The following is a 24,799-nucleotide window of genomic DNA, read 5'->3' on the forward strand; positions in this document are numbered from 1 at the left end:
GTCGGTGACAAGGGAGTACCCTGATGGATTTTGCCCCGTCGGCCGCGGCGCGCGATGCCGCAGCGGAGATGCGCCGGTTCCTCGAGGAGCACATCATCCCGGCCGAGCCGGTGTGGGCGGAGCAGCTCCGCGCGGACGGCGAGCACAGCCATCCGCCCGTCATGGCGGAACTCAAGGCCGAGGCCCGCCGCCGCGGACTCTGGAACCTCTTCCTCCCGGCGGTGTCGGGCATGTCCAACCTCGACTACGCCGCGGTCGCCGAGGTGACCGGCTGGTCTCCCGTCATCGCGCCCGAGGCCATCAACTGCCAGGCCCCGGACACCGGCAACATGGAGATCCTGCACCTCTTCGGCACGGAGGAGCAGCGGAAGCGATGGCTCGAGCCGCTCCTCGAAGGGGAGATCCGATCCGCCTTCGCCATGACCGAGCCCGACGTCGCCTCGTCGGACGCCACGAACATCGCGACGTCGATCGTGCGCGACGGCGACGAATACGTCATCAACGGGCACAAGTGGTGGATCACCGGGACGGCGGACGAGCGATGCCGTGTGTTCATCGTCATGGGCAAGACCGATCCCGACGCCGAGCCCCACCGGCAGCAGTCCATGATCCTCGTGCCGCGCGACACCCCCGGATTCGAGATCGTGCGCCACCTACCGATCTTCGGGTACCAGGATCAGCATGGCCACTCGGAGATCCGCCTCACCGATGTGCGTGTGCCCGCGACGAACCTGCTCGCAGACGAAGGAGACGGATTCGCGATCGCTCAGGCACGGCTCGGGCCCGGACGCATCCATCACGCGATGCGGGCCATCGGCATGGCCGAGCGGGCGCTCTCGCTTCTGACGGATCGCGCCACCCGTCGAGTCGCGTTCGGTCGCCCGCTCTCCGAGCAGGGCGCCGTGCAGGACATGATCGCCGAGTCGCGGATCGAGATCGACCAGGTGCGGCTCTACGTGCAGCGGGCCGCGTGGCTCATCGACCAGGGAGGCGCTCGAGCGGCCCGATCTGAGATCGCGGGCATCAAGGTCGCCGCGCCGAGGGTCGCGAACCGCGTCATCGACCGCGCGATCGAGGTGTTCGGCGCGGCGGGCCTCGGTGACGACCTCCCCCTCGCCTACTTCTCCGCCTGGGCGCGCGCGCTGCGCGTCGTCGACGGGCCGGACGCGGTCCACCGCCGGACGATCGCGCGTCAGGAGCTGCGTCGACTCGCGCAGCGCTAGCTAGCACTACTCCGAACGGAGCACCCCGGTTACTCCGCCGGGCGGTTCCAGCGCGCCTCGACGCGACCGTAGCGTCGGGCTACCGTCCACCGCCGAAGGAGCCCCCCATGACCGCCACCGCCGACCGCACCGCCCCGCGTGCGCTCACCGTCACCCTCACCGTGCTGGCCGCCGTCGCGGCATCCGCACTCGTCACGAGCCTCATCGCCCTCGTCACCCGTGCCGCCGGTGTGGGCGAGGCCTTCCCGCCCCTGCAGCCGCAGGCCTACCTGGCGTTCGCGACCGCCGGCACGCTCCTCGCCCTCGGCGGCTGGCTCCTCGTCGTGCGCTTCGTCGCGCGCTCCGCACGCCTGCTGCGCGTGCTCGTGCCCGTGCTCGTCGTGCTCTCGCTCGTTCCGGACGTCGTGCTGCTCATCACGGGCTTCATCCCCGGCACGACGCCCGGCGCCGTCGTCGCGCTCGCGCTCATGCACCCGGTCGTCGCGGCAGCCGCCGTCGTCGCGGGGCAGCGCATCGCCCCCGCGCGCTGAGCGGCAGCGGACCCCGCGTCAGTCGCGCAGCTCGGGCACCCGCACCATGCCCTCCTGGGCGACGGATGCCACGAGCACGCCCTCGCGCGTGTAGATGCGGCCCGTCGACAGGCCGCGGCCGCCGATCGCGACGGGCGACTCCTGCACGTACAGCAGCCACTCGTCGACGCGCGCGGGGCGGTGCCACCACATCGCGTGGTCGAGGCTCGCCATCCGCAGCCCGCGGTGCGTCCACTCGAGACCGTGCCCGCGCAGTACGGGCTCGAGGATCGAGTAGTCGCTCGCGTAGGCGAGCGCGGCGCGGTGCAGGTTGTCGTCGTCCGGCATCCGTCCGATCGTGCGCATCCAGAGCGCCTGGCGCGGAGAGGGGTTCGGGTCGGGGCCGAAGTAGATCGGCTGCTCGACGTGCCGGATGTCGAACGCGCGGCTGTTGGCCCAGAACTGCGCCACAGGGTGGTCGACGGGGCCGAGCACCTCGGCGGCGGCGGGCAGCTCCTCGGGCGGGGTGACGCCGTCCGGCATGTCGAGCTGGTGCTCGAGGCCCGGGTCGTGGTCCTGGAACGACGCGATCATCGACAGGATGGGGAGCCCGTTCTGGTATGCCTGCGTGCGACGGGTCGAGAACGAGCGGCCGTCGTGGATGCGGTCGACCGAGAACGTGATCGGCAGGTTCGCATCGCCCGGGCGCAGGAAGTAGCCGTGCGTCGAGTGGATCTGACGGTCGGGCTCGACGGTGCGGATCGCGGCCATGATCGACTGCGCGTACACCTGGCCGCCGAACACGCGGCCCCCCGGCATCCACTGGCTCGGCCCCGTGAAGATGTCCTCGGAGGTGCGCGCCCCCGTGTCGGTCAGGTCGAGGGTGGCGAGGAGGCCGCTCAGCGGGTCCACGCGCGCGCCGGGGTCGCTCATGCGTTCAGTCTAGAAGTCGGCGCGGCCCCATCCGGATAGGCTGGGGGCGCTGTGACCGCCCGTGCCTTCACCTTCTCCGATCCCGCGTCGCTGGACGACCTGCAGACGTTCCTCGCGCGCGCCCAGCGCATCGAGGACGGCTCCGTGCGCCTCATCGGCGGCAGCGGCGTGCTCGCGGTCTACGCGGCCGTGCTCTACCCCGTCGGGCTGCTCGACGAGACGCCGACCGTGCTCGGCCTGCGCACCTTCGCCCTGAACGGCGGCGGCGAGTTCGACGCGGTCGTGCCCATCCGCTCGCTCCTGCTGCGCGTCGAGCGCGCCCAGGAGCTCGCGGTGGCCGCGATCGAGCGCGGCACGGAAGAGCCCGCGACCGTCGGCCTCCCCATGGAGGTGCACACGGCCACCTGGGCAGCCATCTCGCCGCCCCGCGGCGGCTGGCGCGCGGTTCCCGGGCCGGACGGCGAGACGCTCGACCGCGTCGCGCGCGACGGCATCGCCGAGGTCGCGGAGGCGGTGCCGGATGCCGTGGGCGAGTCGATCGTGCGGCGCGTGCGCGGCGAGGTGTGGGGTCGCGAGATCCCCGGTGCCGAGCACATCCCCGCGGGCGCCGGCTTCGCGGCCGTGAGCCTCGGCTTCCTCGGCGACGACCCCGTCTCCACCTACGAGACGGGACCCTGGACGCGCCTCACGACGCGCCGCGGTCACATCCTCGTCAAACGCCGCGCCTGGACCCTCGCACGCTAGCGGCACGTCGCCCGCGCTCACCGCTGGTTGAGTAGCGCCCGCAGGGCGCGTGTCGAAACCAGCCCGGTGTCACTCGCGGGGCTGATTTCGACACGCCGCTTCGCGGCTACTCAATCAGCGGGGTAGGCGTCGCCCGCGCGTACCGCTGGTTGAGTAGCGGCCGCAGGGCGCGTGTCGAAACCAGCCCGGTGTCAGTCAGCGGGGTAGGCGTCGCCCGCGCGTACCGCTGGTTGAGTAGCGCCCGCAGGGCGCGTGTCGAAACCAGCCGCGTGCTACAGCGTGCCCGCGATCGCGCGGCCTGCCTGGCGACCCGTGAAGAGGCAGCCGCCGAGGAAGGTGCCCTCGAGCGAGCGGTAGCCGTGCACGCCGCCGCCGCCGAAGCCCGCTGCCTCGCCGACCGCGTAGAGCCCCTTGATGGGCTTGCCCTTCGCGTCGAGCGCCTGCGCCGAGAGGTTCGTCTGGATGCCGCCGAGCGACTTGCGCGTGAGCACGTGCAGCTTGACCGCGATGAGCGGGCGGTGCTTCTCGTCGAGGATCTTGTGCGGCTTCGCGACGCGGATGAGCTTGTCGCCGCGGTAATTGCGCGCGCCGCGCAGCGCGGTCACCTGGGCATCCTTCGTGAACGCGTTGTCGAGCTCGCGGTCGCGAGCCTCGAGCTCGTGCCGGATCGCGACGACGTCGAGCTCGACCTCGGGAGCGAGGCGCCGCATCCCGGCGAACAGGTCGTCGAGCGAGTCGGCCACGACGAAGTCGGCGCCCTTCTCCTTGAAGGCCTCGACGGGCTCGGTCGCTCCCTTGCCGAGCCGCTGGCGCAGCAGCTCGCGCACGCTCTTGCCTGTGAGGTCGGGGTTCTGCTCGGAGCCCGAGAGCGCGAACTCCTTCTCGATGATCGACTGGTCGAGGATGAACCACGAGTGGTCGTAGCCGGTCTGGCGCAGGTACTCGAGCGTTCCGAGGGTGTCGAAGCCGGGGAAGAGCGGCACGGGCAGGCGGTGGCCCTCCGCGTCGAACCACATGCTCGACGGCCCGGGAAGGATGCGGATGCCGTGCATCGGCCACACGGGGGAGTGGTTCTCGATGCCCTCGACGTAGTGCCACATGCGGTCCTGGTTGACGAGGCGCGCCTTCGCCTTCGCGGCGATGCCCAGCATGCGCCCGTCGACGTGGGCGGGCACGCCCGAGAGCATGCTCTCGGGGGCGGTGCCGAGCCACTCGGGCCAGTTCTCGCGCACGAGCTCGTGGTTGCCGCCGATGCCGCCCGAGGCGACGACGACGGCCTGCGCCGTGACCTCGAAGTCCTCGACCTCGTCGCGATTGGAGGCCTGCCCGCGCTCGGCGGCATCCGGTGCGAGCACCTTGCCTGCCGCGCCGACGACGGCGCCGCCCTTCGTCACGAGACGGTCGACGCGGTGGCGGAAGCGCAGCTCGACGAGCCCCTTCTCGACGCCCTCGCGCACGGTGCGGATGAACGGCTCGAGGATGCCGGGGCCGGTGCCCCACGTGATGTGGAAGCGGGGCACCGAGTTGCCGTGTCCGTTGGCGGTGTAGCCGCCGCGCTCCGCCCAGCCGACGACGGGGAAGAAGCGCACGCCCTTCTCGTGCAGCCAGGCGCGCTTCTCGCCCGCGGCGAAGGCGAGGTAGGCCTCGGCCCATTCGCGCGCCCAGTCGTCCTCGGCGCGGTCGAACTCGGCGCTCGCGAACCAGTCCTGGCGGGCGAGCTCGTGCGAGTCCTTGACGCCCATGCGGCGCTGCTCGGGGGAGTCGACGAGGAACAGCCCGCCGAACGACCACCACGCCTGGCCGCCGAAGCTCGCCTCGGGCTCCTGCTCGAGGATCACGACCTTCTTGCCGGCGTCGACGAGCTCGGATGCGGCCACGAGGCCCGCCAATCCGGCTCCGATGATGATCGCGTCAGCCTGGTCGGCCATTGTTCCCCCGGATCGCTCAGAACTAGGTCAGTCGTCCAACACTATCCGGCGGAGGGCCGCTCATCGGCGGCATTGACCATGGCGTGCGCGGCCCGCTCGAGGTAGTCCCACAGCATGTTCTCGTGCAGGGGGCTGAGTCCGAGCTCGTCGACGGCGTCGCGCATGTGGCGCAGCCACGCGTCGCGCGCGGCGGGGGTCACCGGGAAGGGCGCGTGCCGCATCCGGAGCCGCGGGTGGCCGCGCTGCTCGCTGTAGGTTCCGGGGCCGCCCCAGTACTGCTCGAGAAAGCCCGTGAGGCGCTGGATGGCGCCCTCGAGGTCCTCCTCCGGGTACATGGGCCACAGCAGCTCGTCGCCGCGCACGCCCTCGTAGAACCGGCGCACGAGCTTCTCGAAGGTGGGGCGGCCGCCCACGGCCTCCCAGAAGCTGCCGCCCGCGACCTCGCCGCCCTGCCCGACGCGGATCTGCAGGTTCACGACTGTCCCTTCGGGGGCTTGGGCGCGCGCGGCGCCTTCGGGGCCTTGGGCTGCTCGACGACGGGCAGCGACGCCGTCTTGGGAGGGCGGGCGCCGCGGATCGACGCGGCACCCTCGAAGCCCGAGAGCACGATCGCGTTGAGGGCGGGGAGGCGGATGCCGGCCGCGTCGAGCGCGCGCTTGAGGCGCAGGCGCAGCTCGCGCGACACGTCGTCCTTCGCCGAGGTGCGGGTCTTCACGACGAGGCGCACGACGACGGCCTCCGCCGAGATCGACTCGATGCCCCACAGCTCGGGCTTCTCCATGATGAGCCGCTTCCACTTGGGCTCGTCGGCGAGCTCGAGCGCGGTCGTGAGGATGAGCGCCTCGACCTCCTCGATGTCCGACTCGTAGGGCACCGCGAGGTCGATGATGGCGCGCGCCCAGCCCTGCGAGAGGTTGCCGACGCGCACGATCTCGCCGTTGCGCACGTGCCACAGGGTGCCGTTGACGTCGCGGATGTCGGTGATGCGGATGCCGACCGACTCGACGACGCCCGTCGCGGGACCGAGGTCGACGACGTCGCCGACCCCGAGCTGATCCTCGATGACCATGAAGATGCCGTTGAGGGCGTCCTTGACGATGTTCTGGGCGCCGAAGCCGAGGCCCGCGCCGATCGCGGCAGTGATGAGCGAGAACGCGCCCACGGCATCCGGGAACACCTCGGTGATGATGAGCAGCGTGCCGACGATGACGACGATCGTCGTGAGAGCGCTCGAGAGCACGCCGCCGAGGGTGCGCGTGCGCTGCACGACGCGCACGGCGGCGAGGGGCGATGCGGCGAGCGCCTGGGTGTCGTCGACGCCCTGCTTCTTCTTGACGCCCGAGACGATCGAGCGCACGACGCGGTTGATGACGAACTGGAGCGCGAGCCGGATGAGGATGGCGCCCACGATGATGAACAGCACGCGGAACGGCACCTGCCACGGCCCGAGGCTCTCCCACCAATCGACCACGGCCTGCATGCCTCCAGCCTAGCGACGGGGGCCCGGCGAGCCTGGGCGGGTGCCGGGTATCGTGGCCGCGTGAACAGCATCGAACCCGCCGAGCTCGCCGCCATCGAGGGCGCCGTCATCATCGACGTGCGTCAGCCGGAGGAGTACGACGCGGCCCACGTCGAGGGTGTCACGCTCGTGCCGCTCGGTGAGCTCGTCGAGCGGATGGGGGAGCTCCCGACCGACGGCACGCTCTACCTCATGTGCCGTTCCGGTGCGCGCAGCGCGCAGGCGACCGCCTACCTCGAGCAGCAGGGCTACGACGCGGTCAACGTGGACGGCGGCATCATCTCGTGGCACGAGGCCGGGCTGCCGATCGTGCAGGCCGACTGAGCCGCGCGAGCGGGCGCGGGCTCAGCGCGCGACGACCTCGAGCGCGCCCATGAGGCTGAGGGCGTTGATGAGCGTGCGCGTCGGCTCGACGGAGCGGCCCGTGAAGTTCGCGAGCTGCTCGATCGTGAAGATGCCGTTGCTGAGCATCGCGGCCTGACGCAGCGGGTCGGTCTCGGGCTCGAAGCCGCTCAGCTGCGGCCAGCGGGCGAGCCGGTAGGCCTGACCGGGCTGTAGCCACGGCGCGAGCTCGTCGGCGAAGCCGGCGAAGCCCATCTTCCAGAGCAGCCCGTCGAGCGAGTCGCCCGGCAGCTCGAACGGCGCGGGCGTCGACGCGTCGGCGATCCGCACCGAGACGGCGACCGACGCCGGCTCGGTCGGGAAGCGGTCGAGGCCGAGCTGCCACGAGAAGGCGTTGTGGCGCAGGTCGATGACGAGGCTCGGGTGGCCGGCGACCTCGACGTCGAGGATCGTGGGCACACCCGCCTGGCGCATCGAGACGATCGTGAGAGCGGCGCCGCTCCAGCCCTGGACCGACCCGTCGGCGCTTCCCGCGGGGAGCGCGGCGGGGCCCGCGGGGGCGGTGGGCTTCGGGGTCGGCGGCACGACGGGCTCGCCCGCCTCCGCCTGGGGCACCTCGGGCTCGGCTGCCTGGGGCATCTCCGGCTCGGCGAAGACCGTGCGGGCCTGCTGCTCGCGGAGGGGGCGGCGCGCCTCGGAGGTGTGCTCGGCCCAACCCTGACCGTCCCACCAGCGCAGCTGGGGCAGCCCGAGGGGGTCGGGGTACCAGCCTGCGGGGGTCTGTCGCTCGTCCATGGTGGTGGTCCTGGTTCGGCTGACCGTGCCGGGGCCGGCTGCGGTCGGCGCGCATGGCGCGCCGCATCGAGGATAGCGGAGGGTCGCTCATCGCCGCGTGCCCCGAGTGGGGGCCAGGCGTCGCCTCAGCGCGCGGGCGCCCAGGTGACGGCGAGCCGGGCGGATGCGGCCTCGAGGTCGGCGAGCTCCTCGACTCCCGGCGGCTCGTCGAAGACCGCGACCATCGCGCACGGGCGATCGCCGACGCGGCGCACGACGACGGCGCCCTCGCTCGCGACGAGCTGCACGTGGTCGGTCGTGCCGATGCGCAGCTCGCGCACCACGGCATCCGTGAGCGCCTGCAGGGTGCTCGCCATGCTCGCGAGCCGCTCGCCTGAGCCGGCCTGCGGGATGCGCGCGATCGTGAAGCCGTCGTCGGTCAGCACGGATGCGGCGCGCACGGTGCGGCACGCGGCGGCGAGCCCCGCGAGGGCCGCCTTCGCGGCGGAGACCACCACGGGATCGCGATGGAGGGCGAGCGTCGTCACGGCGTCGCCTCCGCGAGGGCCTGGCGCGTCTCGATGTCGGCGATGAGCGACAGCAGGAGGGTGCGCATCTGCTCCTGATCTCGCGCGTCGACCGCGAACACGGGCGTCACGCGGTCGGGCAGCACGGCCCGGGCCGTCGCGACGATGCGGTCGCCGATGTCGGTGCGCTGGAGGTCGTAGCGCGTCACGCCCACGACGACGCCGCCGCGTCGCGCGAGCTCGGCGAACGCCGTGAGCTGCTCGTGCACGTGGCGCTCGGGCTCGGGGGCGTCGGCGTTGACGAGCACGATGAGACCCATGGCGCGCTCGCGCAGGATCTCCCACATGAAGTCGAAGCGCGCCTGGCCGGGCACGCCGTACAGGCGCACCTTGTCGGGGTCGAGATCGATCTCGCCGTAGTCCATGCCGACCGTCGTCGTCGGCTTGTCGACGGTGTCGCGGTCGGAGTTGACGGCCTCCGTCGACACGACCTCGATCTCGCTGAGCGACCGGATGGCGGTGGTCTTCCCGGCGCCCATGGGCCCCGCGAAGAGGATGACGTACTCGGCCATCACGCCATCCGGAAGCGCCGACGCAGTCGCTGGAAGAGGCTGTTCTCGCCGAGCGCCTCCCTCGCGGCGCGCGGTGCGACCGTCGAGGGCTCGGCGACACCGAGTACGCCCATGAGACTGAGGGCGTTGATGAGCGTGCGGGTCGTCTCGACGCCGCGACCCGAGAGCCCCGCGAGCTGCTCGATCGTGAGCATCGTGTTGGCGAGCATGGCCGTCTGGCGGATGTGGTCGGTGTCGGGCTGCAGCGACGTCCAGTTGGGCCAGCGGGTGAGCCAGTAGGCCTGGCCGTCCTCGAGCCACGGGGCGAGGCGCTCGGGGAACGCCGCGCGCCCCACCTTCCAGAGCAGCTCGTCGAGGCTCTTGCCGGGCAGTTCGAACGGCGGGGGAGTGCCCGCGCCCACGAGCTCGACCGACACGACGACGCCCGTCGGGGCCTCGGGGAACCGCTCGAGGTCGAGCAGCCAGTCGTAGGCCTGGTGGCGCGGGTCGATGCGGATCGTCGGATGGTTCGCGACACCGAGCTCGATGAGCATCGGCACGCGCGTGGCCTGCACGGAGTGGAGGGTCAGCGCGGCGCCCGCCCAGCCGAGCTCGGGCGTCGCGTTCGTGCCGGCGGGGAGGGCCGACTGACCGCTCGCGAACTGCGGGCCGCGCGCCTCGGTATCGCCCTCACCCGAGGTCTCGGCGCGGTGGCGTCCGCGACGCCGCACCTCATCCGGGTCGGCGAAGCCCGCGGGCGCGACATGCCGCACCGGCGCTTCTCGCGCGGTGGAGATGTGGCTCGTCCAGGAACGGCCGTCCCACCACCTCAGCTGGGGCATGCCCAGCGGGTCGGGATACCAGCCTGCCCGGACCTGGGTGTCGGTCACGGCAGTGCGCTCTTCGAGTCGGGTGTGTCTTGCGGACGGGGACCAGGAACCGCATGGGACCTGGGTGTACGGGTGCTCCCGCCACGATAATGGGCGGGAAAACGGCCCGGCCCGCCCCCGAGAGGGGGCCAGCCGGGCCGTCAGGCGATCACACGTTCAGGCGATCACGCCCGGCTGTCGCGCTCCTGCGCCGCGAGGGCGCGCTCGACGCCCGCGAGCTCCTCGATCACCATGCGGCGCAGCGCCGCGGGCTCGGGGTTCGCCTCGAGCCACGCCTTCGTCGCGTCGACGAGCTCGCGCGTCGCGAGGGTCGCCGGATAGAAGCCGTGCACGATGTACTGCGCGAGCTGGAAGCTGCGCTCGTCCCACACGCGGCGGATCGACTCGAAGTAGAGCGGTACGAGGCCCTCGAGCGCCGAGGCGTCGTTGGTGTGGGTGTAGCCCATCGCCATGTTGCGCAGCACGACGTTCGAGATCGACTGGTCGGTGAGGCCCGCGACGAGCGCCGCCTCCTTCGCCTCGACCATGGGGATCGTCGCGCGGGCGCGCGCCGCCGCCTGCTGACCGTTCGCGGTGTCGTCCTTCTCGAGCGCGGTCGCGATCTCGAGTTCGCCTGCGGCCCCCACGAGCACGAGGCCCTCGAGCAGCTCCCAGTCCAGGTCGGTGTCGATCTCGAGCCCGTCGAGCGCGATCTCGCCCGAGCGGAGCCCCTGCAGCGCTGCCGCGTGCTCCGTCGTGGAGGCGATGTTCGCGAAGAACTTCACGAACTGGAACTGCGCGTCCGAGCCCGCCTCGGCCTGCTGGGCGAGCTGCCAGAGCCGGTCGCCCACCTCGCGGATCGTCGCCTCGCGCGCGGCGGGGTCGACGTACAGGCGCGCCGTCTGCACGAGCTGCGTGAGCGAGAGGCGGATGGTCGTCGACTCGGTCTCCGAGCCGATGTTCCCGAGCACGAGCTGCACGTAGTCGCGGCCGGCGATCTCGCCGTCGCGCGTCGAGTCCCACGCCGAGCCCCACACGAGCGCGCGCGCGAGCGGGTCCTGGATGCGGGCGAGGTCGGCGATCGCGACGCGGAAGGAGTCGTCGTCCATGCGGATCTTCGCGTAGGCGAGGTCGTCGTCGTTGAGCAGCACGAGGGCGGGCTTCTGGCGTCCGACGAGCTCGGGGAGCTCGTTCCACTCCTCGGCGGCGAGGTCGAACTCGTGACGGTGCACGCGCACGAGCGGCGCATCCGCCGCCTCCGACGCGCGGTCGTAGAACCCGATCGCCATGCGGTGCTGGCGCAGCACGGGGTAGTCGGGGTGCGCGGTCTGGCGCACGCGGAACGAGGTGATCACGCCAGCGGCATCCGTCTCGATCTCGGGCTTGAGCGTGTTGACGCCCGCCGTCTCGAGCCACTGCTCCGAGAACGTCGACAGGTCGCGGCCCGAGCTCTTCTCGAGCTCGCGCAGCAGATCGGCGAGCTCCGTGTTGCCGTAGGCGTGCGCGCGGAAGTAGGCGCCCACGCCCGCGAAGAACGCGTCGATGCCGACCCATGCGGCGAGCTGCTTGAGCACCGAGCCGCCCTTGGCGTACGTGATGCCGTCGAAGTTCACCTGAACGTCGTCGAGGTCGCGGATGTCGGCCACGACCGGGTGCGTGCTCGGCAGCTGGTCCTGGCGGTACGCCCAGCTCTTCTCCATCGCCTGGAAGGTCGTCCACGCTTCGGTCCACTCGGTGGCCTCGGCGGTCGCGATCGTCGACGCCCACTCGGCGAACGACTCGTTGAGCCAGAGGTCGTTCCACCACTTCATGGTCACGAGGTCGCCGAACCACATGTGGGCGAGCTCGTGCAGGATCGTGACGACGCGACGCTCCTTGATGGCGTCGGTCACCTTCGAGCGGAACACGTACGTCTCGGTGAACGTCACGGCGCCCGCGTTCTCCATGGCGCCCGCGTTGAACTCGGGCACGAAGAGCTGGTCGTACTTCGCGAACGGGTAGGGGTAGCCGAACTTCTCCTCGAAGTAGGCGAAGCCCTTGCGCGTGATGTCGAAGATGTAGTCCGCGTCGAGGTAGCCGAAGAGCGACTTGCGGGCGAAGACGCCGAGCGGGATCGTGCGGCCGTCGGAGCTCGTGAGCTCGCTGCGCACGACCTCGTAGGGGCCCGCGACGAGCGCCGTGATGTAGCTCGAGATGCGCGGGGTGGGCTCGAAGCGCCAGATCGCGCTGCCGTCTCCGAGGTGCTCGGGCTCGGGGGTGGGGGAGTTGGAGACGACCTGCCACGCCTCGGGGGCGGTCACGCTGAAGCGGAAGCTCGCCTTGAGGTCGGGCTGCTCGAAGACCGCGAACACGCGGCGGCTGTCGGGCACCTCGAACTGCGTGTAGAGGTACACCTCGCCGTCCACGGGGTCGACGAAGCGGTGCAGGCCCTCGCCCGTGTTCGTATAGGCGAAGTCGGCGACGACGACGAGCTCGTTGGCGGCGGCGAGGTCGTCGAGCCGGATGCGCACGCCGTCGGCCACCCCGGCGCCGAGCTCGGAGCCGTTGAGCACGACGGAGTGCACCTCGGCCGTGATCGCGTCGATGAACGTCGAGGCGCCCGCGGTCGCCGTGAAGCGCACGGTCGTCGTCGACCGGAACGTCTTCTCGGACGTCGTGAGGTCGAGCTCGATGTCGTAGCTCTCGACCTCGACGAGCGCCTTGCGCTCCTGGGCTTCGATGCGGGTGAGGTTCTCTCCAGGCACGCGTGCGCTCCTTCAGGCTCAGGTGGATCGTGTCCGCCTGTCAGCCTAGGCGCTCCGCTGTTGTGCAGGACTCGTGCTGTTGTGCAGGAGACGCGCGCTGTTGTGCAGGAGACGCGCGCCCGAGCCCCGTGTCCGCGGCGCCATCAGGATCAGTGCGCTGCGAACTCCTGCACAACAGCGATGTCCTGCACAACAGCGATGTCCTGCACAACGGCGGGGGCGGGCACAACGGCGGGGGCGGGCGGGCGCACGAGGCGCTCGACGTCGTCGATCGCGGCCGACAGCATCCGGATGAGGTGGGCGTCCGGGTCGTCGACGCACGCGCGCGCAGCGCCCACGACGGCCGTCGCGACGACGAGCTCGCAGCTGATGGTGTCGAGCCGCGAGCGTCGGGGCGAGATCGACGTGACGTGCGTGCGCGCCCAGCGGGCGGCATCCGGCACCTCATCGAGAGTGCGGTGCGCCTCGTCGCGGAGCCCGTGCGACGGCACCCCATCGGCCTCGAGCATCGCGCACAGCGAGATGATGCCCGCCGCGAGCACGCGCTGGCGTTCCATGCTCGCGATCGGCAGCGCCGTGATCGCCGCGCGCAGCGCCACGACGAGGCTCAGCTCGTCGCCGCCCCGAAGCCCGACGACGCGCGGGATGAGGCCCACGAGCTCGTCGCGGCGATCGTCGGCGACGAGGTCGTTGACGCCGCGCGCGAGGGCCGCGAGCGTGCGGTCGGTGCACTGCGGATGGTCGCTCCAGCGTTCGCCGGCCAGGTAGGAGGCGAACTCCATGAAGCACGCGCCGCGGCGCGGATTGCGATGCCTGCCCGCGGAGAGGTGGGGCATGACATCGGGGACGAAGCTGGTGCGCTGACGCATCGAGATCACCTCGCAGTCGAACTTGGGGGCGATTGTCCTCCTCGCCGCCGACGGCCGCTAGGGGGTTGCGGATGCCGTCGGCGACGGCTCGTAGACTCGACGCGTGCGTATCCACATCGCGACCGATCACGCGGGCCTCGAGTTCAGCCGGACCCTCCAGAAGCACCTCTCCGAGGCCGGCCACGAGGTCGTCGACCACGGACCGCAGGAGTACGACGCGCTCGACGACTACCCGTCGTTCTGCATCAACGCCGCACGCGCCGTCGTGCGCGACCAGCGCTCGAACGTCGAGGCGCTCGGCGTCGTCTTCGGCGGCTCCGGCAACGGCGAGCAGATCGCCGCGAACAAGGTCGAGGGCGTGCGCGCGGCGCTCGTGTGGAACCTCTCGACGGCCGAGCTCGCGCGCGAGCACAACGACGCCAACGTCATCTCGATCGGGGCGCGCCAGCACACCGTCGAGGAGGCGATCTCCTTCATCGACCGCTTCATCGCGACCCCGTTCTCGGGTGAGGAGCGCCACGCGCGCCGCATCGCCCAGCTCGGCGAGTACGAGACCACGGGCCGCATCCTGGGCCACGACATCGAGTAGCCGATGCCCGAGGGTCACTCCGTCCACCGCATCGCGCGACAGTTCGCCGCGAACTTCACGGGTGCGCCCGTCGCCGTGAGCTCGCCGCAGGGGCGCTTCGCCGCCGGCGCGGCCGAGCTCGACGGGCACGAGATCGTGCAGGCGAAGGCCGTCGGCAAGCAGATGTTCCTCGAGTTCGACCACGGCCTCTGGCTGCGCGTGCACCTCGGCATCTACGGGGCCTGGGACTTCGCGGGCGACATCTCGGTCGACCCGACCATCGCATCCGCCGGCGGGCGTATGGGACAGACGAACCAGCGCGGCACCGTGGTGGGCTCGCACGAGGACTCGCCGTGGTCGATCGGCGCGCCGCGGCGCACGCGGCTGCGCATGGCCGAGTCGGAGAAGCTCGAACCCGAGCTCGAGACGTGGCCCCCGGAGCCCGTCGGCGCGGTGCGCGTGCGCCTGCTGACCGAGTGGGCGTGCGCCGACCTGCGCGGCCCGACCGCGTGCGAGGTGCAGACGATCGAGGAGGTCGACCGCACGATCGCGAAGCTCGGCCCCGACCCGATGGTCGACGACGTCGCCGAGGGGGAGGAGCGCTTCACGGCCGCCGTGCGCAAGAAGGCGACCCCCATCGCGCTCCTGCTCATGGACCAGTCGGTCGTCTCGGGCATCGGCAACGTCTACCGCGCCGAGATGCTGTTCCGCGCGCGACTCGATCCGTTCCGGCCCGGGCGCGAGGTGCCCGAGGAGGTCGTGCGCGGCCTCTGGCGCGACTGGGTGCATCTGCTGCGCGTCGGCGTCGAGACGGGGCAGATGCTCACGATGGACGACCTCGACCCCGAGGCGTACGCGCGTGCCCTCGCGTCGCGCGACGACCGGCACTGGGTCTACCACCGCACGGGTCTGCCGTGCCGCGTGTGCGGCACGAACATCGCGATGACCGAGCTCGGCGGCCGCAAGCTCTACTGGTGCCCCACCGACCAGTCATAGTTCCCGTTCCGCGTGTTTGCACCCGTTCCTTCGGCGACTATGACGCGGAACGGGAACTACGGCGGAGTAGTGCGACGATGTGGGGATGCGCCGCACGCCCCACTACCTGCTGACGGATGTCGACGAGGTCAAGCGCCTCATCCGCGAGAACCCGTGGATGACCTACGTGTCGCCGACCTCGAACGGCCTCGTCGCCTCGCACTACGCAACCCTCCTCGAGGAGACCGACGACGACACCATCTCGATCGTGTCGCACTTCGGGCGCCCGGATGAGGTGGCGCACGAGCTCGGACAGCACGAGGTGCTCGTGATCGTGCAGGGGCCGCACGGCTACATCTCGCCCGGCTGGTACGACGAGGGCGACTTCATCCCGACGTGGAACCACGTCACGGCGCACCTCTACGGCGTGCCCGAGATCCTGTCGACGGAGGAGAACTTCCGGATCCTGCACCGCCTGACCGACCACTTCGAGCAGGAGATGCCCGACCCGCGGTCGCTCCACATCGACGAGCCGTACGCCGAGCGCGTCGCGAAAGGCACGGTGGGGCTCCGCATCCGCGTGACGCGCTTCGACGCGCGCGCGAAGCTCAGCCAGAACAAGCCCGAGCACGTGCGCGAGCGCATCGTTGCCGAGCTCGCGGGCGACGGCCCCTACGCGCAGGCCGGCCTCGCGCGCGAGATGCGTCTCGTCGAGGAGCGTCGCGCATGAGCGGGCTGCTGCTCGCGGGAGCGCGGCTCGTCGGGGCCCAGGGCACGGCATCCGAGCCCGTCGACGTGCTCGTGCGCGATGGACGGATCGCGGAGCTCGGTCCGGCGCTCGCGGCCGCCGACGCCGAGCGCGTCGAGCTCGACGGACGTTTCCTCATGCCGGGCCTCTGGGACGGGCACGTGCACACCGGGCAGTGGGCCGCCGTGTCGCGCCGGCTCGACCTCTCGGCCGCCGGCTCGGCCGCGGAGGCCGCCGCGATCGTGCGGTCACGCGTCGACGCCGGCTGGGACCCTGACGAGATCCTTCTCGGCTACGGCTTTCGCGACGCCCTGTGGCCCGACACCCCGAGCGCCGAACTGCTCGCGGTCGGCGACGTCGCCGTCGCGCTCATCTCGGCCGACGTGCACACGGTGTGGTCGAACGCCGCGCTCCTTCGTCGCATGGGCCTCGCGGATCATGAGTGGTGGCTCAACGAGCAGCCCGCGTTCGACCTCGGCGTGCGGCTGTCGGCGGCCGACGACGCCACCGTCGACCGGTGGATCGCCGACGCCCTGCACGCCGCGAACGCGCGCGGCGTGACGGGCATCGTCGACCTCGACATGCGCGACACGATCGGCGCGTGGGGTCGGCGCGTGAGCGGCGGGCTGCGCTCGATGCGCGTGCGCGCATGCGTCTACCCGATCGACTTCGACACCGTGCGCGCGTCGGGCCTGCGCTCGGGCGATCTCGTGCCGGGCTCCGCGGGCCTCGCGACGGTCGGCTGGTACAAGCTGTTCACCGACGGTGCGCTCAACTCCCGCACGGCGTGGACCGTCGACCCCTACCCGGATGCGGGCGGCACGGGCCTGCCGACCTACCCGACGGATGCAGACCTCCTCGCCGCCGCGCGCGACGCGTGGGATGCGGGGCTCGTGCCGACAATCCACGCGATCGGCGACCGCGCCGTGACGCAGGCGCTCGACACCTTCGCGGCGCTCGACATCCCGGCATCCGCGCCCCTGCCGCCGCGCATGGAGCACGCGCAGCTCATGCTCGCCTCCGACGTTCCGCGCTTCGCCGAGCTCGGCATCAGCGCGAGCGTGCAGCCCGAGCATGCGATGGACGACCGCGACGTCGCCGACCATCACTGGGCGGGGCGCACCGAGCGCGCCTTCGCCTTCCGGTGGCTGTACGAGGCGGGCGTCGCGCTCGAGCTCGGCTCGGATGCGCCGGTCGCCCCGCTCGACCCGTGGGCGACCATCGCCGCCGCCGTCACGCGGTCGCGCGACGGGCGCGAGCCGTGGCATCCGGAGCAGGCGCTGCCGCTGTCGGCGGCCTTGCGGGCGTCGTGGGGCGGGGTCGCGGGGATCGCGGTGGGCGGGGTCGCGGATCTCGCGATCCTCGACGCGGACCCGCACGCGGTCGAGGCGGATGCGCTGCGCACGTTGCCGGTGCACGGCGCTGTCGTCGACGGGCGGCTGGTCTAGCGGGGGCTGGTTTCGACACGCGCCCTGCGGGCGCTACTCAACCAGCGGGTGAGGCCGCCCCACCGCTGGTCGAGTGCCGCCGCAGGCGGTGTATCGAGACCCGCCGGATTGAGCCTGTCGAAATCGCGAAGGGCGCCGCTCGATGCGGCGCCCTTCGTCGTGAAACCCGTGAGACTCAGCTCGCCACGTGCGAGAACAGGAACCAGCGGTCCTTGTCGAGTCCGTTCGCGATCTCGATCGCGACGTCCTGCGACGGCAGGTCGAGCTCGTCGAGCTCCTCGATCGCGGTGCGCACGACGGCGAGCGTCGCGTCGATCTGGGCGATCACGGCGGCGACCGTGGCATCGGCCTGCTGGAAGCCGTCGGCGAGCGCGGGGGTCGTGGTCTTCTCGGCGACCGACTGGATGCGCGCGTCGACCGGGAGGCCGAGGGCGACGATCCGCTCCGCGGCGAGGTCGGCCCAACCCTGCACGTGGGCGACGAAGGTGTCGAGGAACTCGTGCACGCCGATGAAGTTCGCACCGCGCACGTGCCAGTGCGCCTGCTTGCCGTCGACCGCGAGAGCCTGGAGGTTCACGACGACGGGGCTGAGGAACTGTGCGACGCCGGCGGCGACATCCGGGTCGAGCGAGGTCGTGGGGATCGTCTGGGTCTTGGCGTCGGTCATATCTCTGCCTCCTTCTGGCCGGGTGCACCGGCCTGCGTCTGTTTCAACGGTACTCAGGCTCGGGCATTCCGCAACGAAGATGAGGCTGTCCTGACCGGGGGTTGACCGCGCGCCGGAGTGACGCTACCCGTGGTCAGCCGCGATGCTCGAGGCGGTAGACGGCGGCCTGTGTGCGCCGCTCCATGCCGAGCTTCGCGAGCAGCCCCGACACGTAGTTCTTGACGGTCTTCTCGGCGAGCCCGAGGCGCTCGCCGATCTGCCGGTTGGTGAGCCCCTCGGTGATGAGGTCGAGCACCTGGCGCTCGCGCAGGGTCAGCTCGGGCTCGTCGGCGCGTGCGGGGGCCGCGAACGACTGCGCGACACGCTCCGACACGTGCGTCGAGAGCAGGGTGCCGCCCGCGGCGACCTTGCGTACGCCCTCGACGAGCCCGCGCGCGCGGATGTCCTTGAGCACGTAGCCCGACGCGCCCGCGAGCACGGCCGAGCGGCTCGCCTCGTCGTCGTCGTACGCCGTGAGCATGAGGCAGCGGATGTCGGGCAGCGCCGAGCGGATCGCGCGGCACAGCTCGATGCCGTCGCCGTCGGGCAGCCGCACGTCGAGCACGACGACATCCGGCTTCGTCACTTCGATTTTCGCGAGCGTGCCGCGCACCTGACCCGCCTCGCCCACGACCTCGAGGTCGCGCTCGGCGTCGATGAGGTCGGCGATGCCGCGCCGCACGATCTCGTGGTCGTCGACGAGGAAGACGCGGGTCACGGGGTGCTCCTTCGGGGGACGGATGCCACGGGCGCCGTCCAGCGCGCCCGCGTGCCGCCCGCCTCGCGCGCGGCCACCTCGAAGCTACCTCCCCGACGGCGCGCGCGTTCGTCGAGGTTGCGGGTGCCGGATGCGCGGGCCGCGTCGGCGGGCATCCCGACCCCGTCGTCGTCGACCGTCACGACGACCGCGTCGTCGTCGGCCGACACCGAGACCTCGACGCGCGTCGCCCGCGCGTGCCGGGCCGCGTTGGAGAGGCACTCGCGCACGACCGCGACGACGTCGTCGGCGAGCTCGCCCTCGACGAGCAGGTCGACGGGGCCCGCGAAGGTCACGACGGGCGGGTTCGAGAGACCGGGGGCGGCATCCGTCGCGACATCGAGCAGACGGTGGCGCAGGGCGGTCGCCGAACCCGGGCGCGGGGCGAGCGCGAAGATCGCCGTGCGGATCTCGCCGATCGCCTGGTCGATCGCGTCGACCTGTGCCGAGATCGCGTCGGCCGCGTCGGGGCTGCGGGCGCCGATCATCTGCAGGGCGAGGCCCGTGCCGAAGAGCCGTTGAATGACGTGGTCGTGCAGGTCACGCGCGATGCGCGAGCGCTCCTCGACGAGCGCGAGCCGCTGCCGGTCGGCGCGGCCGCGGCCGAGCTCGATCGCGATGCCCGCCTGCTGAGCGAACTCGCCCGCCATGGCGCGCTCCGCATCCGTGAACCGCGGGGCGTCGGCGCGACGGTAGACGCTCAGCGCGCCGAGCACGATGTCGCCCGCGCGCACCGGGAGGGCGATCGCGGCGCTCGGACCGTCGCGCAGCACCGACTCGCCGGGGCCCGACTCCGTCGACGCGAGCTCGCCCGTCTCGATCGCGCGGCCCGACAGCGTGCCCTCGGCCGAGTAGCGGCGACCGACGAGCTCCTCCGCGCCCACGCCGCGCGCGGTGTCGACGCGCAGCATCCGGTGCCCGTGCTCCTCGCCGTCGGGCACGATGACGCACACGAGCTCGCTGTCGATGACCGACGCGACGCGCTCGGCGAGCACCGCGAGGATGTCGACCGTGTCCTCCGAGAGCAGCGCCGCGGTGACCTCGGCGAGGGCCGACGACCAGCGCTCGCGCCGCACCTGCTGCTCGAAGAGGCGCGCGTTCTCGACCGCGATCGCGGCGACCGCGGCAAGCGAGCCGACGAGGCGCTGGTCGTCGTCCGAGAACTCCGAGCCGCCGTCCTGATTGGTGAGGTAGAGGTTGCCGAACACGGTGTCGCGGATGCGGATCGGCACCCCGAGGAACGCGTCCATGTGCGGGTGGTGGCGCGGGAAGCCCACCGAGCGCGGGTCGTCTGCGAGGTGGGGGAGGCGGATGGGCTCGGCCTCGTCGATCACCGCGCCGAGCAGGCCGTGGCCTTCCGGCAGGTGGCCGATCGCCGTCACCTCGGGAGGCGTCATGCCGACGTGCACGAAACGCTCGAGCGTGCCGTCGGGGGCGATGACGCCGAGCGCGCCCCAGCGGGCCGACACGAGATCGACGGCCGCCTCGACGATGCGCTCGAGCACGTGGTCGAGCTCGAGCTCGCCGACGACCTGCGGCACGACCTCGACGAGACGGCGCAGACGAGCCTCGCGGGCGTCGGGGGAGGGCATGTTCCCAGTCTCTCAGGCCCCGCGGGACCTTGGGCCCGGGTGCAAGCGCGGCCGCGATGCGAGCCTCGGAAGCATGACCCGCACTCCGCGCTATGTCGCCGGCGTCGACGGCTCGGCGCCCTCGGAGGCCGCCCTCGCCTGGGCGGTCCGCCACGCGCGCCGCGACGGTGCACGCCTCCACCTCGTCCACGTCGTCGACCCGCAGGGCGGGATCCGCGGCATCGCCGAGCTCGACGCCGCCGAGAGCGCGGGCGAGGCGCTCCTCTCCGCGACGGCTGCGCGCATCCGCTCCGAGGCTCCGGGGCTCGAGGTCGACACCCGGCTGCTGCTCGACGTGCCCGTGTGGGCGCTCGCCGACGAGGCGGGACCCGACGACATCCTCGTCGTCGGCACGGGCAAGACCGGCTACGTCTCCGGCCGTGTGCTCGGCTCGCGCAGCGTGCAGTTCGCGCTCGCGGCGACCGGCACCGTCGCCGTCGTGCCCGACGCCGACCCGCGTTTCCGCGACGGCGTCGTGGCGGGCGTCGACCGTGTCGAGAACGCGGCGCTCGTCGGGCGTCGCGCCGCGCTCGAGGCCGTCGACCGCGGCACGCGGCTCACCCTCATCCAGGCGATCGGCGCCGACGCGGTCGACGCCGTGCGCTCCGACCCCGAGAGCCCCCTCGCGATCGCGGCGGATGCGGCGCGCGAGGTCGAGGGGATGCTCGAGGTGCGCTCGCGCCTCTCGACGCGCCCGCCCGCCGAGGCGCTCCTCGACGCCGCGCGTGGCAGCGCGCTCCTCGTGCTCGGTCCGAGCCGCGAGCGCACGCCCCTCGGCACGACCCTGCACGCCGTGCTCATCAACGCGAACGCGCCCGTGCTCGTGGTGCGGCCGGCGCCCGCCCTCGTGTCGTAGGTGACGGGGCGAGTTCTCCCGTGATCGCGCGGGCCGCGGGTGCCCCGTCCACCGTTGGTTGAGTGCCGCGCGCCGCGCGCGTTGCGCGACGCACGGCGTATCGAAACCCGACGGGCGCCTGACTCGCGCCCGCAGTAGTGCCCGCTGATAGCTCCCGCGGGTCATCAGACGGTGGGTCTCGATACACGTTCGGTCGCGCCGGGGGCGCGGCCGAACGCACTCGACCAGCGGTGAAGCGCGGCCGAACGCACTCGACCAGCGGGACGGGGGCGGGGCGGGAGAAACGACCCAGCGGCGGGAGGCGTTTCTCCCGCCGTCAGGTCACGGCTCCAGCCGCGCCACGAGAGCACTAGCGCGAGGCGGCTTCGCGTGTCTCTCGCGCGATCTCGAGCTCCTCGTTCGTGGGGATCACGAGCACCGCGGCGGGTGAGCCGTCGGGGGAGGTGTAGCGCGGCTCGCGCGACGACGCGTTGTTGCGCTCGGAGTCGATCGAGAGGCCGAGGAACTCGAGCCCCGCGATCGCACGCCGTCGCACGTACGACGAGTTCTCGCCGACGCCCGCCGTGAACACGACGGCGTCGATGCCGCCGAGCTCGGCCGCGTACGCGCCGATGTAGTGCCGCAGCCGGTGCACGTACACGTCGAGGGCGTGCGTCGCGCGCTCATTGCCGGCGTTCGCCGCGTTCACGAGCTCGCGCATGTCGCTGCGCCCGGCGAGCCCGAGCAGGCCCGACTTCTTGTTGAGCAGCTCGTCGAGCTCGGCGAAGGTGTAGCCGTGCTCGCGCGCGAGGTAGAGCGGGATCGCGGGGTCGATGTCGCCCGACCGCGTGCCCATTACGAGCCCCTCGAGCGGCGTCATCCCCATCGACGTGTCGAGCGAGCGTCCGCCGAGCACGGCCGCCGCCGACGCCCCGTTGCCGAGGTGCAGCACGACGAGCCGCAGCTCCGGGTCGCGCTCACGGCCGAGCAGCTGGGCCGCGATGCGCGAGACGTACCCGATCGAGGTGCCGTGGAATCCGAAGCGCCGGATGCGCGTGCGCGCCGCGACCTCCGCGTCGATCGCGTAGTCGCGCGCCGCGGGGCTGATGGTCGCGTGGAACGCGGTGTCGAACACGGCGACGTGGGGCACGTCGGTGAGCACGGCGCGGGCCGCGCGGATGCCGGCGAGGCCGGGCGGGTTGTGGAGCGGCGCGAGGTCGGCGAGGGCTTCGATCTCGCGCTCGACGGCGTCGTCGATGACGGTGGCCTGCACGAAGCGCGTGCCGCCATGGACGATACGGTGCCCGACGGCGTCGATGGGCACATCCGGAAGCTCCTCGAGCACGACCTCGAGCGCGCGGGCGTGGTCGGCGACGCCCGAGCCCTTGAGCCCGATCCGCTCGACGACGCCCTCGCCATGCACCGTGCCGTCTTCGACGTCGAGCAGCTGGTACTTGATCGAGCTCGAGCCCACGTTGAGCACGAAGACGTTCCGGATGGCGTTCACGACTGTCCCTCCGCCTGGATCGCGGTGATCGCGATCGTGTTCACGATGTCGCGCACGAGAGCTCCGCGCGAGAGGTCGTTGATGGGCTTCGCGAGCCCCTGCAGCACGGGCCCCATGGCGACGGCGCCCGCCGACCGCTGCACGGCCTTGTAGGTGTTGTTGCCCGTGTTGAGGTCGGGGAACACGAAAACGGTCGCGCGGCCGGCGACCTCGGAGCCCGGCATCTTCGAGGCCCCGACCGAGGGGTCGGCGGCGGCGTCGTATTGGATGGGACCCGCGACCGGCAGCTCGGGCGCGCGATCCTGCACGATCGCCGTCGCGGCGCGGACGCGCTCGACCTCGGCGCCCGACCCGGACTCGCCCGTCGAGTAGGAGAGCATCGCGACGCGCGGCTCGATGCCGAAGCGCTTCGCGGTCTCGGCGGACGAGACGGCGATGTCGGCGAGCTGCTCGACGGTCGGCTCGGGGATGACGGCGCAGTCGCCGTACACGAGCACGCGGTCGGCGAGCGCCATGAGGAACACACTCGACACGACCGACACCCCGGGAGCGGTCTTCACGATCTCGAATGCGGGACGGATGGTGTGCGCCGTCGTGTGCTTCGCCCCCGACACCATGCCGTCGGCGAGGCCGAGATGCACCATCATCGTGCCGAAGTACGACACGTCGGTGACGGTGTCGGCCGCGAGCTCGGGCGAGACGCCCTTGTGGGCGCGCAGCCGCGCGTACTCCTCTGCGAAGCGGCCGTGCAGCTCGGGGTCGCTCGTCGACAGGATGCGCGTGTCGCCGAGGTCGAGGCCGAGCGCGGCGACGCGGGCGCGCACGGCATCCGGGTCTCCCAGGATCGTGAGCCGGGCGATGCGCCGCTTCACGACGATCGCCGCGGCCTGCAGGATGCGGTCGTCGTCGCCCTCGGGCAGCACGATGTGCTTGCCGGCCTCGCGCGCCCGCTCGACGAGCAGGTGCTCGAAGCGGATGGGCGTCATGACCCCGCCGTTCGTCGGCAAGCTCAGGATGCGCACGAGCTCCGCCGCGTCGACGTGCTCGTCGAAGAGCGAGACGGCGCGCGCGTGCTTCGCGGGGGAGTCGGCCGCGAGGCGGCTGCGGGCGTGCGACACGTTGATCGCCGTATCGAAGGTGCTGTGCGGCGTGACGGCGATCGGTAGGGGCGTGCCGAGGCCCTCGATGAGGCGCGCGATCGACGGCTCGATGTCGAAGCCGCCGTTGAGGATGATGCCCGTGAGGGCGGGGAAGGTCTGCGAGAGCTGCGCCGCCATCGTGCCGACGAGCACCTCGGAGCGGTCGCCCGGCACGATCACGATGCCGCCCGAGTGCAGGCGCGACAACACGTTGGGCAGACTCATCGCGGCGATCGTCGTGCCCATGACCGGGCGGTCGAGCACGCTCTCCTCGCCGCGCACGAGCCGGGCCTCGGTCGCCTCGAGCACGGTGCGCAGCAGGGGCGCCTCGAGCTCGGGGTCCTCCGCGATCGCCCACGCGGGCAGCCCCGTGACCTCGGCGACGCGCTCCGACACGGCCTCGACCTCGTCGGCCGCGGCGCGGTTGACGATGACGGCGAGCACCTCGGCGTGCTCGTCGCGCAGCTCATCGAGTGCGATGCGCGCGATCTCGGCGCACTGCTTGGGGGTGCGGGCGCCCTCGCCGTCGGGGTTGCGGCCTCCCGTCACGAGCACGACGGGCGCGGCGAGGTTGGCGGCGATGCGCCCGTTCGTCGAGAGCTCGGTCGGCGTTCCGACGTCGGTGTAGTCGGAGCCGAGGATGAGCACGGCGTCGCAGCCCTCCTCGACCTCGGCGAAGCGCTCCACGATCGTCGCCAGGGCGGCATCCGGGTCGGCGTGCAGGGTGTCGTAGTCGACGCCGACGCAGTCCTCGTAGCTCTGCCCGGCGCTCGCGTGCTCGACGAGCAGCTCGAGGATGAAGTCGCGCTCGACGTCGGCCCGCACGATGGGGCGGAACACGCCCACGCGCGCCACGGATGCCGTGAGGGTCTCGAGGAGCCCCACGGCGACGGTCGACTTGCCGGTGCGCCCCTCGGCGCTCGTCAGATAGATGCGGGTCGCCACCCGCCCAA

24 protein-coding genes are annotated in these 24,799 nt (G+C 72.1%); 9 read left to right on the forward strand and 15 right to left on the reverse strand.

Features of this window, described 5'->3' with window-relative positions:
* Positions 1 to 23: 23 nt before the first annotated feature.
* Together H4J02_RS04730 and H4J02_RS04735 are read left to right on the forward strand one after the other, a co-directional pair.
* On the forward strand, positions 24 to 1,223 hold the full coding sequence (locus H4J02_RS04730) for an acyl-CoA dehydrogenase family protein (RefSeq protein WP_187675954.1): 1,200 nt from the start codon (positions 24 to 26) through the stop codon (positions 1,221 to 1,223).
* Positions 1,224 to 1,330: 107 nt separating this feature from the next.
* The gene (locus H4J02_RS04735) at positions 1,331 to 1,753 is read left to right on the forward strand and encodes a DUF6069 family protein (RefSeq protein WP_187675955.1); all 423 of its coding nucleotides are present in this window, start codon (positions 1,331 to 1,333) and stop codon (positions 1,751 to 1,753) included.
* Positions 1,754 to 1,771: 18 nt separating this feature from the next.
* On the opposite strand, the gene H4J02_RS04740 is transcribed toward H4J02_RS04735, so the two are convergent.
* Positions 1,772 to 2,665: an acyl-CoA thioesterase II gene (locus H4J02_RS04740; RefSeq protein WP_187675956.1), complete on the reverse strand. Its 894-nt coding sequence runs from the start codon at positions 2,663 to 2,665 to the stop codon at positions 1,772 to 1,774.
* Between the two features lie 51 nt (positions 2,666 to 2,716).
* Here H4J02_RS04740 and H4J02_RS04745 point away from each other — a divergent pair, with 51 nt between their 5' ends.
* Positions 2,717 to 3,409, forward strand: a complete 693-nt coding sequence (locus H4J02_RS04745; RefSeq protein ID WP_262406220.1) for a hypothetical protein — start codon at positions 2,717 to 2,719, stop codon at positions 3,407 to 3,409.
* Between the two features lie 272 nt (positions 3,410 to 3,681).
* Here H4J02_RS04745 and H4J02_RS04750 read toward each other — a convergent pair whose 3' ends face one another.
* Genes H4J02_RS04750 through H4J02_RS04760 form a run of 3 tightly spaced genes read right to left on the reverse strand, consistent with a single transcriptional unit; the run spans position 3,682 to position 6,817 of the window.
* Positions 3,682 to 5,337, reverse strand: coding sequence for an FAD-binding dehydrogenase (locus H4J02_RS04750; protein ID WP_187675957.1), 1,656 nt, complete (start codon positions 5,335 to 5,337; stop codon positions 3,682 to 3,684).
* Positions 5,338 to 5,378: 41 nt separating this feature from the next.
* Positions 5,379 to 5,813: a globin gene (locus H4J02_RS04755; protein WP_316250704.1), complete on the reverse strand. Its 435-nt coding sequence runs from the start codon at positions 5,811 to 5,813 to the stop codon at positions 5,379 to 5,381.
* Positions 5,810 to 6,817 carry a mechanosensitive ion channel family protein gene (locus H4J02_RS04760; RefSeq protein WP_187675958.1) on the reverse strand — a complete coding sequence of 336 codons (1,008 nt, stop codon included), beginning with the start codon at positions 6,815 to 6,817 and terminating at the stop codon, positions 5,810 to 5,812. Before H4J02_RS04760 ends, H4J02_RS04755 begins: the two co-directional genes overlap by 4 nt.
* 60 nt (positions 6,818 to 6,877) lie before the next feature.
* Between H4J02_RS04760 and H4J02_RS04765 the strand changes: the two genes are divergently transcribed.
* On the forward strand, positions 6,878 to 7,180 hold the full coding sequence (locus H4J02_RS04765) for a rhodanese-like domain-containing protein (RefSeq protein WP_187675959.1): 303 nt from the start codon (positions 6,878 to 6,880) through the stop codon (positions 7,178 to 7,180).
* A 21-nt stretch (positions 7,181 to 7,201) separates the two neighbouring features.
* Here H4J02_RS04765 and H4J02_RS13880 read toward each other — a convergent pair whose 3' ends face one another.
* The 6 genes from H4J02_RS13880 to H4J02_RS04795 form a co-directional block, all read right to left on the reverse strand.
* A complete protein-coding gene (locus H4J02_RS13880; RefSeq protein WP_222942213.1) occupies positions 7,202 to 7,993 on the reverse strand; it encodes a DUF2510 domain-containing protein in 792 nt (263 codons plus the stop codon).
* A gap of 125 nt (positions 7,994 to 8,118) precedes the next feature.
* Positions 8,119 to 8,520: a roadblock/LC7 domain-containing protein gene (locus H4J02_RS04775; RefSeq protein WP_187675960.1), complete on the reverse strand. Its 402-nt coding sequence runs from the start codon at positions 8,518 to 8,520 to the stop codon at positions 8,119 to 8,121.
* Entirely contained in the window at positions 8,517 to 9,071 is a 555-nt protein-coding gene (locus H4J02_RS04780; protein ID WP_187675961.1) for an ATP/GTP-binding protein, read from the reverse strand. The genes H4J02_RS04775 and H4J02_RS04780 overlap by 4 nt, the downstream gene beginning before the upstream one ends.
* Positions 9,071 to 9,940, reverse strand: coding sequence for a DUF2510 domain-containing protein (locus H4J02_RS04785; RefSeq protein ID WP_262406221.1), 870 nt, complete (start codon positions 9,938 to 9,940; stop codon positions 9,071 to 9,073). Before H4J02_RS04785 ends, H4J02_RS04780 begins: the two co-directional genes overlap by 1 nt.
* Positions 9,941 to 10,104: 164 nt before the next feature.
* Positions 10,105 to 12,663, reverse strand: coding sequence for an aminopeptidase N (pepN, locus tag H4J02_RS04790; RefSeq protein ID WP_187675962.1), 2,559 nt, complete (start codon positions 12,661 to 12,663; stop codon positions 10,105 to 10,107).
* 149 nt (positions 12,664 to 12,812) lie between these two features.
* A complete protein-coding gene (locus H4J02_RS04795) occupies positions 12,813 to 13,532 on the reverse strand; it encodes a hypothetical protein (RefSeq protein WP_187675963.1) in 720 nt (239 codons plus the stop codon).
* A gap of 103 nt (positions 13,533 to 13,635) precedes the next feature.
* On the opposite strand from H4J02_RS04795, the gene H4J02_RS04800 reads away from it, so the two are divergent.
* From H4J02_RS04800 to H4J02_RS04815, 4 genes are all read left to right on the forward strand, one after another.
* Positions 13,636 to 14,121 carry a ribose-5-phosphate isomerase gene (locus H4J02_RS04800; protein WP_187675964.1) on the forward strand — a complete coding sequence of 162 codons (486 nt, stop codon included), beginning with the start codon at positions 13,636 to 13,638 and terminating at the stop codon, positions 14,119 to 14,121.
* 3 nt (positions 14,122 to 14,124) lie between these two features.
* Positions 14,125 to 15,096: an Fpg/Nei family DNA glycosylase gene (locus H4J02_RS04805; RefSeq protein WP_187675965.1), complete on the forward strand. Its 972-nt coding sequence runs from the start codon at positions 14,125 to 14,127 to the stop codon at positions 15,094 to 15,096.
* An 85-nt stretch (positions 15,097 to 15,181) separates the two neighbouring features.
* Entirely contained in the window at positions 15,182 to 15,805 is a 624-nt protein-coding gene (locus H4J02_RS04810) for an FMN-binding negative transcriptional regulator (RefSeq protein WP_187675966.1), read from the forward strand.
* The gene (locus H4J02_RS04815) at positions 15,802 to 17,271 is read left to right on the forward strand and encodes an amidohydrolase (protein WP_187675967.1); all 1,470 of its coding nucleotides are present in this window, start codon (positions 15,802 to 15,804) and stop codon (positions 17,269 to 17,271) included. Before H4J02_RS04810 ends, H4J02_RS04815 begins: the two co-directional genes overlap by 4 nt.
* Positions 17,272 to 17,446: 175 nt before the next feature.
* Here H4J02_RS04815 and H4J02_RS04820 read toward each other — a convergent pair whose 3' ends face one another.
* The 3 genes from H4J02_RS04820 to H4J02_RS04830 all read right to left on the reverse strand — a co-directional run bounded on the left by H4J02_RS04820 (position 17,447) and on the right by H4J02_RS04830 (position 20,326).
* Complete coding sequence (locus H4J02_RS04820) at positions 17,447 to 17,938, reverse strand: Dps family protein (RefSeq protein ID WP_187675968.1); 492 nt, start codon at positions 17,936 to 17,938, stop codon at positions 17,447 to 17,449.
* A gap of 133 nt (positions 17,939 to 18,071) precedes the next feature.
* On the reverse strand, positions 18,072 to 18,695 hold the full coding sequence (locus H4J02_RS04825; protein ID WP_187675969.1) for a response regulator transcription factor: 624 nt from the start codon (positions 18,693 to 18,695) through the stop codon (positions 18,072 to 18,074).
* Positions 18,692 to 20,326: a GAF domain-containing protein gene (locus H4J02_RS04830; RefSeq protein ID WP_187675970.1), complete on the reverse strand. Its 1,635-nt coding sequence runs from the start codon at positions 20,324 to 20,326 to the stop codon at positions 18,692 to 18,694. Before H4J02_RS04830 ends, H4J02_RS04825 begins: the two co-directional genes overlap by 4 nt.
* A gap of 73 nt (positions 20,327 to 20,399) precedes the next feature.
* On the opposite strand from H4J02_RS04830, the gene H4J02_RS04835 reads away from it, so the two are divergent.
* A complete protein-coding gene (locus H4J02_RS04835) occupies positions 20,400 to 21,221 on the forward strand; it encodes a universal stress protein (RefSeq protein WP_187675971.1) in 822 nt (273 codons plus the stop codon).
* A gap of 349 nt (positions 21,222 to 21,570) precedes the next feature.
* On the opposite strand, the gene H4J02_RS04840 is transcribed toward H4J02_RS04835, so the two are convergent.
* On the reverse strand, positions 21,571 to 22,698 hold the full coding sequence (locus tag H4J02_RS04840) for an acetate/propionate family kinase (protein WP_187676429.1): 1,128 nt from the start codon (positions 22,696 to 22,698) through the stop codon (positions 21,571 to 21,573).
* Between the two features lie 5 nt (positions 22,699 to 22,703).
* Complete coding sequence (pta, locus tag H4J02_RS04845; RefSeq protein ID WP_187675972.1) at positions 22,704 to 24,791, reverse strand: phosphate acetyltransferase; 2,088 nt, start codon at positions 24,789 to 24,791, stop codon at positions 22,704 to 22,706.
* Positions 24,792 to 24,799: the final 8 nt, after the last annotated feature.

The sequence above is a fragment of the Protaetiibacter sp. SSC-01 genome (assembly GCF_014483895.1).
Lineage (GTDB): Bacteria > Actinomycetota > Actinomycetes > Actinomycetales > Microbacteriaceae > Homoserinibacter.

Bases quoted from the DNA above. Each gene is read 5' to 3' on its own strand.
- H4J02_RS04730 (WP_187675954.1), top strand. From the start codon at position 24: ATGGATTTTGCCCCGTCGGCCGCGGCGCGCGATGCCGCAGCGGAGATG.
- H4J02_RS04735 (WP_187675955.1), top strand. From the start codon at position 1,331: ATGACCGCCACCGCCGACCGCACCGCCCCGCGTGCGCTCACCGTCACC.
- H4J02_RS04740 (WP_187675956.1), bottom strand. From the start codon at position 2,665: ATGAGCGACCCCGGCGCGCGCGTGGACCCGCTGAGCGGCCTCCTCGCC.
- H4J02_RS04750 (WP_187675957.1), bottom strand. From the start codon at position 5,337: ATGGCCGACCAGGCTGACGCGATCATCATCGGAGCCGGATTGGCGGGC.
- H4J02_RS04760 (WP_187675958.1), bottom strand. From the start codon at position 6,817: ATGCAGGCCGTGGTCGATTGGTGGGAGAGCCTCGGGCCGTGGCAGGTG.
- H4J02_RS13880 (WP_222942213.1), bottom strand. From the start codon at position 7,993: ATGGACGAGCGACAGACCCCCGCAGGCTGGTACCCCGACCCCCTCGGG.
- H4J02_RS04780 (WP_187675961.1), bottom strand. From the start codon at position 9,071: ATGGCCGAGTACGTCATCCTCTTCGCGGGGCCCATGGGCGCCGGGAAG.
- H4J02_RS04795 (WP_187675963.1), bottom strand. From the start codon at position 13,532: ATGCGTCAGCGCACCAGCTTCGTCCCCGATGTCATGCCCCACCTCTCC.
- H4J02_RS04805 (WP_187675965.1), top strand. From the start codon at position 14,125: ATGCCCGAGGGTCACTCCGTCCACCGCATCGCGCGACAGTTCGCCGCG.
- H4J02_RS04810 (WP_187675966.1), top strand. From the start codon at position 15,182: ATGCGCCGCACGCCCCACTACCTGCTGACGGATGTCGACGAGGTCAAG.
- H4J02_RS04815 (WP_187675967.1), top strand. From the start codon at position 15,802: ATGAGCGGGCTGCTGCTCGCGGGAGCGCGGCTCGTCGGGGCCCAGGGC.
- H4J02_RS04820 (WP_187675968.1), bottom strand. From the start codon at position 17,938: ATGACCGACGCCAAGACCCAGACGATCCCCACGACCTCGCTCGACCCG.
- H4J02_RS04830 (WP_187675970.1), bottom strand. From the start codon at position 20,326: ATGCCCTCCCCCGACGCCCGCGAGGCTCGTCTGCGCCGTCTCGTCGAG.
- H4J02_RS04835 (WP_187675971.1), top strand. From the start codon at position 20,400: ATGACCCGCACTCCGCGCTATGTCGCCGGCGTCGACGGCTCGGCGCCC.